Annotated in this window: 9 protein-coding genes; 6 read left to right on the forward strand and 3 right to left on the reverse strand. The window is 44.5% G+C overall.

Translation table 11 applies throughout. The features are described from left to right. Positions 1 to 50 precede the first annotated feature (50 nt). Both cydD and cydC read left to right on the forward strand, forming a co-directional pair. Positions 51 to 1,895, forward strand: coding sequence for a thiol reductant ABC exporter subunit CydD (gene cydD, locus MKY54_RS16270; protein ID WP_339187086.1), 1,845 nt, complete (start codon positions 51 to 53; stop codon positions 1,893 to 1,895). Then, a complete protein-coding gene (gene cydC / locus MKY54_RS16275; RefSeq protein ID WP_076184901.1) occupies positions 1,892 to 3,619 on the forward strand; it encodes a thiol reductant ABC exporter subunit CydC in 1,728 nt (575 codons plus the stop codon). Before cydD ends, cydC begins: the two co-directional genes overlap by 4 nt. Before the next feature lie 445 nt (positions 3,620 to 4,064). Here the strand turns inward: cydC and MKY54_RS16280 are convergent, their stop codons facing one another. Together MKY54_RS16280 and MKY54_RS16285 are read right to left on the reverse strand one after the other, a co-directional pair. After that, entirely contained in the window at positions 4,065 to 6,512 is a 2,448-nt protein-coding gene (locus MKY54_RS16280; RefSeq protein WP_339187089.1) for a glycoside hydrolase, read from the reverse strand. A 57-nt stretch (positions 6,513 to 6,569) separates the two neighbouring features. Further along, entirely contained in the window at positions 6,570 to 8,687 is a 2,118-nt protein-coding gene (locus MKY54_RS16285; protein WP_339187092.1) for a DUF5054 domain-containing protein, read from the reverse strand. A gap of 117 nt (positions 8,688 to 8,804) precedes the next feature. Here MKY54_RS16285 and MKY54_RS16290 point away from each other — a divergent pair, with 117 nt between their 5' ends. The 4 genes from MKY54_RS16290 to MKY54_RS16305 all read left to right on the forward strand — a co-directional run bounded on the left by MKY54_RS16290 (position 8,805) and on the right by MKY54_RS16305 (position 12,687). Next, the gene (locus MKY54_RS16290; RefSeq protein WP_339187094.1) at positions 8,805 to 9,686 is read left to right on the forward strand and encodes an AraC family transcriptional regulator; all 882 of its coding nucleotides are present in this window, start codon (positions 8,805 to 8,807) and stop codon (positions 9,684 to 9,686) included. Positions 9,687 to 10,083: 397 nt separating this feature from the next. Further along, positions 10,084 to 10,959 (forward strand): stalk domain-containing protein, encoded by an 876-nt coding sequence (locus MKY54_RS16295; RefSeq protein WP_076190280.1) that lies wholly within the window; start codon positions 10,084 to 10,086, stop codon positions 10,957 to 10,959. Positions 10,960 to 11,183: 224 nt separating this feature from the next. Continuing rightward, a complete protein-coding gene (locus MKY54_RS16300; RefSeq protein ID WP_339187095.1) occupies positions 11,184 to 11,777 on the forward strand; it encodes a sigma-70 family RNA polymerase sigma factor in 594 nt (197 codons plus the stop codon). Positions 11,778 to 11,862: 85 nt separating this feature from the next. Next, positions 11,863 to 12,687, forward strand: a complete 825-nt coding sequence (locus MKY54_RS16305; RefSeq protein ID WP_076190278.1) for a hypothetical protein — start codon at positions 11,863 to 11,865, stop codon at positions 12,685 to 12,687. A 202-nt stretch (positions 12,688 to 12,889) separates the two neighbouring features. On the opposite strand, the gene MKY54_RS16310 is transcribed toward MKY54_RS16305, so the two are convergent. Then, the gene (locus MKY54_RS16310) at positions 12,890 to 13,912 is read right to left on the reverse strand and encodes an MBL fold metallo-hydrolase (RefSeq protein ID WP_076190277.1); all 1,023 of its coding nucleotides are present in this window, start codon (positions 13,910 to 13,912) and stop codon (positions 12,890 to 12,892) included. Positions 13,913 to 14,071: the final 159 nt, after the last annotated feature.

Genomic DNA, 14,071 nt, shown 5'->3' on the forward strand with positions numbered 1-14,071 from the left:
GGCATGTTTGAGGTTTTCCTACAAGCCTATAGATAAAGGAGGTGTGATCTATGAAGAGGAAATCCAGTCTGATTTCTCAACAAATGTCTTCACAAAGGAAAAACATGGCTCTCCTCGCAATCATTTCACTAGCGCTTGGTATAGCTATTGTGAGTCAGGCTGGACTGCTTGCTGAAGCAGTCCAACGGATTTTTGTCGAGAAAGCTTCATTTTCATCGGTTATCCTGTTGCTCGGCATACTTCTAGCTGTTATGGCTGTGCGCACACTGTTGTCTTATGGAAACGGTATAGTTGGCTTACATATGGCTGCCACTGCTAAGACAAATATGCGCGCTGCCGTGCTGCAAAACTTGACTCATGCCTCCATGCCTTCAACCCTTCGTGGACAGACGGGAGGAAAGGTCAGTGTTGCTCTGGATGCTGTGGATGAGGCCGATAGTTATTTCAGTCAATACATGCCGCGTATGATGGAAGCTGCTATCATCCCGGTTCTGATTTTGGTCGTTACATTTATCCAACATGCCAACACAGGTTTCATTCTATTGTTTACTGCTCCGTTCATCCCGCTGTTCATGATTTTGGTAGGGCTGAAAACGAAGAACAAATCCGAAGAAAAATATGCGCAACTGGCTGAGTTCTCAGGGACGTTTCTGGATTCTCTTCAAGGACTGGTGACATTGAAAATATTTGGACGGGCTTACCGTCAGCAACAGGAGATCGAGCGCAGTAGCTTGGGTTATCGTGATGCCACAATGGGCATTTTGAAGATTGCGTTTACGAATACCTTCATGCTGGAATCGATCGTAATGCTTAGCATTGGCATTGTCGCTCTTGAACTGGCCATCCAGTTGCTCGTTTTCAAAGCTATGACGTTCCACACCGCCTTTCTCGTTTTGCTGCTCGTTCCCGAGTTTTACAACCTGTTAAAGAATACGGGAACGGCCTTTCACAGTGGCCGGACAAGTATGGGTGCGGTTCGTAAGGTGGAACAGATGCTTGAGGAAACGGCAGGGGGGAGCAGGGACGCTAATGGCATTGAAGGAGCATTAACAACCGATGGAATCGACGAGATCGACAGCATGGATAAGGTCGGTGATAGGACCGACAGAATAAGCAAATTGGAACTCACCCATTCTGGAGACCTTTTAATACCGCCGTCCATCGTAATTGACCAACTCCGGTTTCAGTATGCTCCAGATTCTTTCGAGCTTAAGACGGGGCGGATCCAGCTTAGTCCAGGAGAACACATTGCCATTGTTGGCAAAAGCGGTTCCGGCAAAACGACTTTGCTACATCTCATTGCCGGTCTGCTGAAACCAGAATCGGGAACGCTTCTGGTGAATGGAAGTCCACTCTCGCAATACGATGAAACCGAATGGTTCGAACATGTTAGCTACATTACACAGCATCCGTATATTTTTGCAGGCACATTTTCTGAAAATATTGCGATTGGTGCTCGTGGGAGCATCTCCAGAGCAGAAATTGAGCGGGCGGGGGAAGAAGCAGGACTCGCTGCGCTTACAGCCCAATTAGAGCATGGATTTGATACCTTTGTTGGTGAAGGAGGCCGGGGACTGTCTGGTGGGGAAAAGCAACGGCTTGCCTTAGCACGCGCTTTTTTGAAGCGTCCTGCTATCATTTTGTTTGATGAACCCACAGTTGGACTTGATTTGCACACCGAGCGGGTACTGCAACGCTCCATAGCCAAACTGGCAAAAACGGCTACAATGATTACGGTAGCTCACCGATTATATACGATTCAACAAGCCGACAAGATTTTGTTTATGGACAATGGAGTGTTGGTGGACTCGGGACGACATGACGAGCTTCTGGAGCGCCTGCCTCAGTATGCCGAGATGATTGATGTAGAGCGGAAAGGGGGGATATCCTCATGAATGAACTGGCTGTTCTGTCAAAGGCGATGATTCAGGAGCGCAAGGATATCATTCTTTCGATTTTGGGTGGATTTATCGCCGGCATAGCCGGTGTGGCACTCTTTTCTGCGAGCGGATATCTGATTTCGCAAACGGTATTTGCGCCACCGCTTTATACTTTAATTGTACTCACCTCCATGGTCAAACTGCTGGGTCTGCTTCGGGCGGCGAGTCGTTATGGAGAACGCTTGTATTCTCACCGGGCGACATTCTCCATGCTTAGCCGTTTACGTACATCCTTTTTTGCCAAGCTTATTCCTTTAACGCCTGGTATATTGAACAAAAATCGAAGCGGGGATCTGCTTGCGCGGATCGTTGGGGATGTGGAAAGTTTGCAAAATTATTTTTTGCGAGTCGCTTATCCTCCGATCATGGTCGTCATGGTGTTTTTGGCTACGGTGCTGTTTACTTCTACCTTTTCGATCTGGATTGCCGTTTTGTTTGTAATAGGTATGCTGGTAACGGCATTCGTTGTACCGGGAATTGTGTTACTCGGGCAGCGGAGAATACATGGACGCGTTCGTGAGCAGAGGGCGCAGCTGTCCACGGAAGTTACCGAAGTGTTGTACGGTTTCCGGGATTTAAAAGTATATGGTCAATTGGCACAGCGGGAGGAACATCTCCAGCATGCTTCCACTGTATTGGCAGCTGAGCAGCAACGAGCAGCCGGGCAACTGCTGCGCGGGCAATCGATGCACACTTTTGTTACGTTTTTCGTTTCCTGGGGAGTGCTTACGCTTGGCGCCTATTTAATTATGGAAGGAGCGCTTGCAGGCGTATTTCTTGCCATGCTGGTTATGGCATCACAAACCGTATTTGAAGAAGCGGCGGCTATGGCCACATTACCCGCGTATAAAGAGGATAGCGAACACGCAGCCAAACGACTGACGGAAACAGTTCAGACCTTTGATGAGCAGTCTTCGCAGCCAAGTGGCACATTGTCTGTTGATCATGCCGTTACGATGGAGCTATCCGATGTTACGTTTCAATATGAAGGGGAGTGGAGACCGGCGCTCAGGGATGTATCCCTGCACATTTTACCTGGTTCCAAAACGGCGATTGTCGGGCCGAGTGGATCAGGAAAATCAACGATTATCGAATTGCTGCTCAAGCTGCGAACACCAACGGCCGGTGATATACGGTTAAACGGCATTTCGGTGAAGGAACTGGATGAAACGAGCATTTGGCAAACGGCTACTGTAGTGTTTCAGCAAAGTCATTTCTTCCGGGGAACGATCCGGGACAACCTGCTGCTGAATGGAGAAGAACATGCAGACGAACAATTGTTGGATGTGCTAGCAAAAATGCAGCTGCCCGATACATCGTTGACCGATATGGTGTATGAAAAAGGGGAGAATCTGTCAGACGGCGAGAAGCAGAGGTTGGCTCTGGCGCGAGCGATGCTCCGCAAAGGACGGGTATGGCTTCTGGACGAACCCACTTCATCGCTGGATTATGTGACAGAGCATCATGTTTTGAAGCATCTCTACGCACAGGCGGCTAATGATACGCTTCTCCTGATTTGTCATCGGCTAACCGGATTGGAAGAGATGGACCAGATTGTGGTCATGGACCAAGGCAGGGTAGTCGAAACGGGGTCCTATTCGGAGTTGATGGGGCAAAAAGGCTATTTTTATGAGATGAAACAAATCGAACAGCAAATGATCGGAGAAGTTGGAGTGTAAAAAAAGCAAGAGCTCCTCTGAGCATTCGATCAATCTTACCAAGCAACAGGCTAAAGAATAACTTCCGGTGTAATATCGGGAGCAGTTCTTTAGCCTGTTTTGCGATTCTCGCCTAGACTATAATCCACGTTTGTCTTAAACGATGAGCAGTTCTTCAAAAACTGGTAATAAAAATCGCTTCAGAGAAAAACGCTAAACCGGCTCAAATTGTATTAGCACACGTAAATTGGAACGTCTGGAAGAAGAAATATATAAAATTAAACAGTAAAATATCCATTATATCCATTAATGATGGCATGTTGAACGATGGGGAGGTTTAATCTCGGAGAAGCCCTCAATTTACGTGACACTAAAAAGTTGATCTATTTTGCAGATCAACTTTTTAGTTTACTATGTTAAGGGAGAAGAGACATCTTGTAGGGAGATTATTTTCAATGATTATTGCTTATAAATTTGTTCTCCAAGACAGGATACCCGCGTTCATGCTCCTGCACGCCTTCATTGCAGATTCTGGGGTATGAAGTTCCTCACCCCAAGTAACATAATATCGGAATTCATAGAATCCTCCCAGTGTCGCCTTAAAGTTTGTCTCCCAATAATTATTCATGGGCCATGAGTACAGGTAGGCTGGATCATGGGCAAGCTCCGGATGGCCGCTCAGAAGACGATCCTCATAGTCTAATGAACCGATTTGAATCAGCGGCGTGTCCGGCATGGCAATCGCAATCCCTCGTCCTTCACTGATATACGCCACACCCTCATCAACACAGTAGAAATCGGCAAGGGAACCCGGGAGTTGGTCGATACGCGGTCGTACTGACGCACCGGTTTTTTCAATCCATAGTTCTTGCTGCGGTGAAGAGGGAGCACTTCCGAACGGAAGAGAAATGTATAGATTTTCTGGGTCCCATACACTTTCCTTATGCATGCGTACGGCAACATCAATTCGCGCACGATCACTGTATAAGGTGACAAGTAAGGAATAATGACTGCAGCCATTGACGCTGTATGTCAGACGAACTTTAGCGTATAGTGCGCCTTTTTCAACAATATCAACATTAACCAGTGTTCCCACAGAAGTAATTGCATCAGGGCCTCTACGATTGCGTCCCATCTTGCGCCGAACATCATACATACCAAATTCGTTAGCTGCCCGAGTCACATTATAAACAGGAGAAAATGCATGGTGATTCCGATCTGCACGAAGCAGGTTCTGATTCACGGTCTTGTCGATCCATTTCGTGATGCCAGCACCGATCTCCCATTCAAGTCTTACGTATTGCGATTCCATATATTTCGGCGTAACCTGAAGCTTCGGTGCGACTGGCGGGATGATATCCAACATACGATCCGAGCCTACATAATCTGTTCGATACGCAGTTACAGGTTTGTGATTGATAAGAGACTTGATCGTCAATTCTACCTGCTGCTTTGGCTGAAGCGTTACCGGAATGGTAAGGATGACACCGCGGTGCCCTGTAACCATTTGCACCTCATATTCAGTGCCCGTCGATTCATCCATGACTTCAAAACCGTTCTTCAATTCCGATATATTCCAGCCTTCCATAATGAGTTCAGCATAATCAGTTTGCGCAAAATCATTAGGATTATATAACTCAAATTTCATTGGACAATTAGGACGAAGCAAAGCGTCACCGCGAGCCTCAAGGATGTCGTATAAAGCGGTATGAGCGAGTGAGCTGGCATTGGCCGCATAGGCTTCTTTCCTGCAGCCAAGCTCTTGAACGAACGGATTCCAAGGTTCGGTGACCGAGGAATGATAACCCCATGTATGCTCAGCGAATAGCGCTAGCTCATATTCCATTGCTTCAAGACGTTCTTTGGAGACGATCTCGCATGCGGGATCTAATAGCTTCACCTTTGTATAGACACGCTGTGCTTCACGGAAAATCTGTACATGCATCGGCGTCGTCGCCGAGCCATCTGTCCACCAATCTGGCCAGTCCCCACGGAAGGTCTCGATTTCCTCGGGATGCTCCTCTGCATAAGCTCTCAAATCTGCAAAGAAATCGTCCAAGGTCGCCGGTTGAATCCGGATGCGTTCGCCATGCTTCTCATTCCATGGATTCACAAAATCCATCAACGCTGCGTTCGGCGAGCCGTTGTCGGTAGGAAGTCCGGACACCATCACCGGTACGAACGGGAACGTGTAACCATCAGCAACCAATTGCTGTAAATAACGATCAAAACGTGCTTCGGCCACTTCAAAGGATACACCGTTTCGGACATCATGATCATCGCGAATCGTATAAGATCCGCCAATGCCTGGGGTCAATCCAAGATCATTGCCGAACATGTAATGCTCACCGCTCCAGGTGAGAATACGATCTCCTTTCGGCGTTTCCCACCAGAACGGAATCTGCTTCTTCCACAGTGGAAACATGGAATGATGCGTATGAATACATGTAATCAAATTCTCGATACCTACATCCGCCAGCACTTGACTGTATCCCCAACCAAAGCCTGTAATGTCTGCCGTCATCGCAGAACGTACCGGGAATTGAATCGATTGTCCATAATCTGTTATCCGCTTAATCATGATAGAGAGTATCTCTTGATTTAATTGCTCACCGAAATTGAGATAGGTGCCGGAGAGACCGATATAACCTTTCTTCACCGCATGAGCGAGTTCTTCTTTTTCTATGTCTGTGGCTTTCAATAGGAAGGATTCAACAGGCCAATAGGTTTCACATACCCACTTATAGCCTTTTAAGTCAGGTCTGGCGCCGCTCTCAATATCACGTACAATTTGCAGAGCCTGCCGAATATAATTGACATGATATTGACGAATTTTTTCTTGACGCTCGGTATAGCCGACATCGGTATGGGAATGTTGAATGACGTAAATTGTCCAAGGTTTGTGCTGATTCATCGTAGAGCTCCTTTCGGAATTACAGGATTATCGAATCGAGATATAAACGAAGGGAAATTATATATGTGATTGAAAATACAGCTTGAAGCGGAACAAAGCATCTTCTTCATACCATGCTTGGAAGTTCGTTCCCCATACATTGTTATGCAAATTCACATGCATACCTCCGGTAAGCGGAGCAAAAGTATGATCAAACTGAAGCAAGCGTGGCTTCCCAGGACAGATAAGTGCAGCATCCAACGTATCGATTTGCACTTTTCCATCTGCTGCTGCATAGTACATCCCTTGCTGAACCGCATGCATGTTGCGATTTCCACCTTGAACGACATCCAAAGGTGAGATGAGTTGTCCGATTTTGTCCAGCTTCCATTGATTTGGATTGTTCACGATCGGATTAAAGCTCATCCAAGAAGCTTCAGGAAGGCGATAGGCATCTTTGTCAAACCACTGCAGCTTGCATTCCACTGTATGCGTATGTTTTTTAAAGACATACTCAAGCGTTAATTCCCGTGGAGCGCCCATACGCTCACATGCCGCTCTCGGCATACGTAGGTTTGCAAGCACGACATCTTGCTCTTCACAAAAGACAGCCTGCAAAGACTGAAGCCTTGGTGTCATAACTTCATGTGCTATCCACTCGTGGGTTAAGTCCATCCCTGGTTTCCCAAAATCTCCGGTTGCCCACACATGCGTATGTCTCCATCTGAGATGATATTCACGATACCATCGGTCATAATCGGCCTGCGAATAAGTTTCGTAGGAGAATAAACCAATTTGATTTTTTGGACCGGCCCATGCCCGACCGCGAGCATCTTTCAGTCCGACAATTGCGCCACTATCCTCAAACACAACCTCAAAATCTCCTAATACATAAGGCTGGTCACTTGATAAGATAGTTGCATCCGTTAGAGTGCTACGAGATGGTTTCAACGCGAGCAGGGCAACTTCGGCTTTCTCTTGTCGTTCAGGTTGAAGTGCTTGGATTGCTTGTTTCAAGTATTCACGCTGTTCCTGCCAAGACTTCTCTATAAGACTAAAGGAACGTGCATTCAGCTTGGCATCGGCTTCCTCACCAAACATTTCAATCATTTCAGCGCGGGAGTTCATTTCGTAGAACCGATATTCCAGCGGGTTTAAGTTGATATCGACCTTATCGCGTTTGCGTGCTTCTTGGAAGTCATCTTTACCATAGTGGATATAATCTGCAAGATATCTTTTGATATCTACACCCCACGTATGCTCAGGAATCATAATTAACTCATCACAGAAATTGCGATATTCTTCATCGCTGTCTGTTAACGCCCCTTCTTGCAGCCACTTACTCTTCAAGCGTAGCAATTCTCGGTAACATGCTAATTTGTAAGGGTCGGTGGAAGAACCGTGAATCCAGCTATCGCCGATTTCTTCTTCTACGACAGTTAAGGTATTACGAATAGCCCATACCTTTTCGGCATACTGGTCTAATGTGGAAGCTTGTATCACTGCCTGCGGATAAGCTTCTCGCAGCTTGGCGAACTCAGCTTCAATCTGCTGCACCGTAGAAGGGCCATGATTATCATGGGTATGCGCGAAGTAAAGGATATCGTTCAAACTTTCGATGTCAAAGGTTGTGCCGTAATCTTTGCTGTAGTGGACAACAATTTCAGATCCGTCCGTATTTCGCCATAAGAACATTTCAGGAACGTGAGGAACATAGCTGGAAGGGTTAACGCCTAAGTGCAAATACTTTAGACCAGCCTTTGCCATATGCGTGATTAACGAGCGTGTATGACCGGGAACGTCCGTCATTTTGGCTGCGATCGTACGCTTGCCAAATCGCTCATCAAGTCGCGTCGCCATTTGAATGCCATAGTCAAGCAATTCGCGATCATATAACTCGGTATATGTGGTGAAAGGGAGACCATGCCATCTTAAATAATCCTTTGCAATCGCTTCTTCGACTTGTTGTCTTACTTCGTTGGAACCGTGCTTTAATAGATGATGGATTAACCATGAGCCCGTTGTCCAGATAAAGGAACCTTTCTCCGGGTTCTCGGCAAAATATTTCGCTGTTTGAATCGCACTTGGAAAAAATCGCCTCATATATCGGTCCGTCACATTTTTCGCGAAATCCGTGTAGCCAATATCCAAGTGTGTTTTGAATATAACGTGAATGTGTGTTGCGCTCTGATTCAAGTTCATCGCTCCTTCCTCATAATCACGATTTCAGTGTATAGCAATTTATCTCATTTGACTTTTCGATTTATATTGAATAGGATCAGAAACAAATCATGCAGAGGTGGAGTATAGATTGTGGCGAATTATATCAAAAATGAACGGTGGGTATATGTCATAGAGGGAGAGAATGGCAACTCGGCTCGAGTAAAGGATTTATTGTTAATGGGGTATGACCATTTTAGCAAAGCGATGCCTTTAACGAATCATGTGCATGAGGATGCATACGAATTCGTCTATGTTGATCAGGGGGCTGTCGACTGGGAGATCGGAGACGAAACATACCATACGAATGCCCAGCAAGTTATACATACAAGTCCGGGGGAGCGGCACCGTGCCAAATTTGATTATATTGGTCCATCCACCATTTGGTGGATGATTATTCGCGACCCAGCCCGAAACAAGGAATGGTTCGGGCTTCAAGAGGAGGAGCGTCAGATCTTCGTTAATTGGATGCAGAACTGTCCACGCATTCAATTGGTCAGCAAGGACGTTGTCGTCTATTTCAAACAATTGAAGCAGCTTCTACAGAACCAGAGTACGGTACTGCTGGAATTTCAACTTCGGCATTATGTCATGGAAATTTTGCTGCATCTATTTCATCATTCGCAGCTTGTTGTGCATTCCCCAAACATGCATACCTACACGCAGCAGCTGAAGGACAGACTTCAGCAGAATCCATCTGCTCGTTATTCAATTGAACAGCTTGCAAAGGAGTTCGGGTTGAGTGAGTCGCATTTCTATCGTGTGTTCCGAGAGACGAATGGACAATCGCCTATAGTGTATATGGAACGAGTTCGTATAGATTGTGCAAGCCAGATGCTGAAGGAATCGAAGATGTCCATCACGGATATTGCCATGGAACTTGGATTTAAGACAAGTCAGCATTTTGCTACAGTATTTAAAAAAATGATAGGGGTGACACCGAAGGCCTGGAGAAAGCAGAATATGCAGCGATGAATTTGGTATTGAAATTTTGAAAACACTCGTCATATAACGGAGTGGTCATTTGAACTTAAAGATTGATCGGCAGGACTTGATGAACAGGTTTATTCTCGAACGCCGGCCCGGACAGTGCTTCTCAACTAGCGCATTGGATGTACTTAAATCTTTCAAGTCAAATAAAGCGCTTAAAGCTTTCGGCAATTTGTTGATGTTTCTACGGACGCGATTCTGAGATACAGCATCGCTTACGCTACAGCTCATTAATAGTATGGAAGTTTCTCTAGATTCGTTGCATGTAATAGTGTATAAATATTGGATAAACTTATAACAATTTGGGTATTCAAACAACTCAAACAAAATAAGAAAGGAAAACTTCTATTATTAAGATAAATCTATTATGGGAGGTTTTATTATGAAGAAAAAATTGATGATTTCCTTATTTGCCTCAGCTTTACTTGTGCTTCCAGTAATACCGGTGCATAGCTTTGCAGCGGATACATCCAAACCTACGATCATAAATAACGGCCAAATTAACAACGGTCGAGTTCTCATTCCGTTACGAGCTGTTTCAGAAAATTTAGGCGCAAGTGTGGAATGGTTTCAAACGGAGAAAGAAGTAAAGATTAAAAATGGAGACTCGACCCTCTGGCTTGCTGCAAATTTCAAACGCGCAATTATTGAATCACCACCGACTACAGATAACCCGGATATTCCGCACCGGGAATATATTGATATAGATACTGCCACGCAGGTCATTAAAGGAACAACCTATGTTCCGCTACGCTTTGTCGGTCAATCGCTAGGTGCAAATGTCTTATGGAACCAACAGTCTAAGCAGGCGACCATAACATTGGGGGGTAAGGAACTCGTAGTCAACATGGAGCAACAACCTATTCAAATCTCTGATAAGCAGAAAATTATGGATCCACGGTTAAAACAACTCTCCGATAAATTAAATCAAGCAGCTGATATCTCTTCAAATAAAAATATTAGTTCCTACTTCAAACCGTACTTTACCGATAAATTAATTAAGTCTATCGTTCAAAATAAAGGCTTGAATACAGCTAGTACCTATGAATCGCCTGCCTCGTCGCCAGTATACATTAACAAGACTTTAGCCACGCTTGCGCAATCGGTTATATTGGCAAATGGTCTAACAGGAGAAGATCAATATGCCGAGGATCGTACGATCACTCTCGTATTTACGAATGGTGTATGGAAGGTCGATAGCGTCAGCAAGGGGTTGAGGGTACTAATCTCAGGGTTCTCAGATTTTCAACCTCAATAATTATTCATAGGCTCCTGATATTTGAGTAAGAAAAACAAAGAAAGCCCTCACAAGAAGGGCTTCTTTGTTATGTTTATTAATATTAAAGTTTGAAAAGCAATATGTGCCAGGGGAGATGCTAAAAAACGAGGGGTTAATAAAGAAGATTTATTCTTGAGATTTTTATTGCAGTCACATTTTAGGTTGAGCTCTTCGTTGTATAGAGTGAAAGGGGGGGAGACAGCTTGAATGATACGGAGTTAAATCAGATCATTGTAGATGTGTTGGATGGGAACACAGAACAATTCGAGAAAATCATGGAGATTTATCAAAAACCGATTTTTCTCTACTGTTATCACATGCTGGGCAATTATACCGAAGCCGAGGAAAACGCACAGGAGGTATTTTTGAAGACCTTCAGCACCTTGAAAAAATATACCCAATATCAGATGGATTTTGGTGCCTGGGTATACAAGATTGCCTACCATCAATGTATCGACATCATCCGTAAGCGAAAGTTGGTGAAATATTTGCCTTTCTTTTACCAAGATGAGAAAGAAAATAATGAAGTCGATTTGCATATTGAAGCCAACTATTTTGATGAATCCGTACATCAAGCCATGGCAAAATTATCGGCGGAAGAGCGTAATTTGTTAATCTTACGTTGTGTCGAGGATAAAAGCTACCAGGAGATCGGATTGATTCTCGGCAAAAACAGTGCCAGCCTTCGTAAAAAGTACGAACGTGCATCTGCAAAATTTCGAAAGTATTATGCTCAAGTGAAGGGAGTGGGAGTGTATGAATATGGACAGGGATCGGGATTTGAAAAGACTGTTTGATGACCCGAGCATTCCCGACGCCGACTTGACAGGAAAAGTAATGAGAATATTACATGCTAAGCCAAAAGAAAAGGAGAGGTTTTTTATGAAATATAAAGTTGTTTTGACTGCGTGTGTAGGGATGATGTTAATGGCCTCCACAGGTTATGCGGCAGTTCAATATCATTCTTTGACGAATAAGGATGGCGAAGTCGTATATGAGACTAAATCGACGAAAGATTACGGAAAAACAGAATCGAAAGATGAGATAGAGCGTTACAAGGCATTTTATGAACTTAAGGATAAGGTGCTAAAGAACGGGGAAGCTGGGCTGTTCTATATGGTTGCCAATAATCCGAATCATGAAACAATTCTTGGAACGAAGGTGACTATCTTCCAAGATCTTTCTCAATTGAGAGATAAGATTACGGATAAATCCATTAAGATCGCAGACAAAGTCAATGGAAATTATACATTCCAAAAGGCGGACGTAATCTTTAAAAATGCTCAGGAAGTGAATCCTCCTTCTTCGGAAGAAAAAAAGAAAATGGCAGAAAAGCTGAGAAGGCAGGCGGAAGAATCCAATCAGGGATATGCCATGATGCCGGTTGAAATGACAGATCAGTTTTTCCTTCTCTTTGCTACGTATCAAAATGGCGAAGATAAAATCGGGGTTAATATCACTAATCTGAGTGGAAAGAGCGATCCTACAATGTATATTGACGAGAAGGTTGAATTTAAGCAGGAGAAGGTTCAAGTGAAGGGAGTAGAAATGCTGCATACAGAATTTGCTCCTTCGCAGACGCACGAGCTGAAATGGGTATACGAGAGCCCAGACAAAAAGGTGAAATACGCCTATACTTTACGTGGAGACATAAATAAAGTAAGCAAAGAAACTTTGATGAAAATTGCAAAAGGCTATTTGGAATAATAAATATTAAAAACAACGGGAATCTTCTCCCATCCAATTGGGGGGATTCCCCTCTAGTAAACCATAGTCCTTCTTCATTTTTTATCATAATCGTTTCTAAGCACCGATTTTAATTCCGTGGAACAATGCAAAAGAACGGCCGCTGTTCGCATCATTTGCGACAGGGCCGTTTTTTTGTTTTTCATAGGTTAGCTGTAAATTGCTATTCTTGCCAAACACTCATAGGGTCCCATGGCTTGATCTGATTGTCATATTTTCCAGCCAAAAAAGCTTTCATGTCTTCCAGCTTAGCAGGCACCTCATTCCAAACTGGATGGGGTGGTAACCCTCGTTTGCTTTTCAATAGGATATCCACTGTAACATACAAGCGTTCTGGCTGAATCCAATGAAGGAAGCGGGAAATATCCATTTGCTTGGTCAGGGACAAGGAATCGATTTCGTCATTGTAATGCTTGTTGAACTCGCTGATCAGGTTCAAGAGGTAGTCTCTCTGCTCCTTCACGAAATCCAAGCCGCAAATGGCGCCATGCCCTGGAACAACGATTTCGGGTTTAATTTCATCAATAATGCGATCAAGCACTTTAACCCAATTGAGGGTTCCCTCTTCGCTGTATGCCGTACAACCATTAAACACGACATCGCCAGCGAACAGCACTTTTTCTTTTGGCATCCACAACAGTAAGTCACTATCAGAGTGGGCTGGAGCTACGTTGTGAATCATAACTTCTGTATCACCAAGACGGATGTTGATATCGTCCTTTATCTCAATATTCGGGAGCACCCATTCTACGCCTTCCAGGTCAAATCCTTCAAATTCCGCTGCAAAAAACCGTTCGCCCGGAGTCGATTCCGAAGAATTTTTTCCTCTTCTGATGACGCTGTCCATCCAAGCGATATTTTCGGTGAGACGCTCTCTGGAGGCTTCCTTGTGCATAATAATACAAGCATCTTCAAACACTTTGTTTCCCCAGGCATGGTCGCTGTTATAGTGCGAGTTCACCACATATGCGGGAGAGCCGCCATTGCTTACTTCCATAAAAGCCTCCCGCATTTCCCGCGCATGGAACAAATCGAAAAACGTGTCATACACCAACCCGTCACCCTTGTTGATGAATCCGGCATTGGCCCAACTGATCCCGCGATACGGCGAAATACCAGCAAAGACGCCATCTGCGACTTCAAAAAATTTAACGCGAGGTTTTTGGATAATACGTCCATACTTCATAAAAATTCTCCTTTACGTATATGTTTTTAGGATAAGGCATACTGACTATGGCTTTATTATAGAGAACGGAAAACATAAATGCAAGCATGTACTTGCATGCATTTATGCTGTACGATATGATAGTAACAGAACAACATCACACTACATGTATGGAGGCGC

Origin of the sequence: Paenibacillus sp. FSL P2-0121 (genome assembly GCF_037975345.1) — a bacterium.
Taxonomy (GTDB): Bacteria; Bacillota; Bacilli; order Paenibacillales; family Paenibacillaceae; genus Paenibacillus_AQ; species Paenibacillus_AQ odorifer.

What these genes read in the sequence shown, in the direction of transcription:
- MKY54_RS16305 (WP_076190278.1), top strand. Translation starts at nt 11,863, where the DNA reads ATGAAATATAAAGTTGTTTTGACTGCGTGTGTAGGGATGATGTTAATG.
- MKY54_RS16295 (WP_076190280.1), top strand. Translation starts at nt 10,084, where the DNA reads ATGAAGAAAAAATTGATGATTTCCTTATTTGCCTCAGCTTTACTTGTG.
- cydD (WP_339187086.1), top strand. Translation starts at nt 51, where the DNA reads ATGAAGAGGAAATCCAGTCTGATTTCTCAACAAATGTCTTCACAAAGG.
- cydC (WP_076184901.1), top strand. Translation starts at nt 1,892, where the DNA reads ATGAATGAACTGGCTGTTCTGTCAAAGGCGATGATTCAGGAGCGCAAG.
- MKY54_RS16280 (WP_339187089.1), bottom strand. Translation starts at nt 6,512, where the DNA reads ATGAATCAGCACAAACCTTGGACAATTTACGTCATTCAACATTCCCAT.
- MKY54_RS16310 (WP_076190277.1), bottom strand. Translation starts at nt 13,912, where the DNA reads ATGAAGTATGGACGTATTATCCAAAAACCTCGCGTTAAATTTTTTGAA.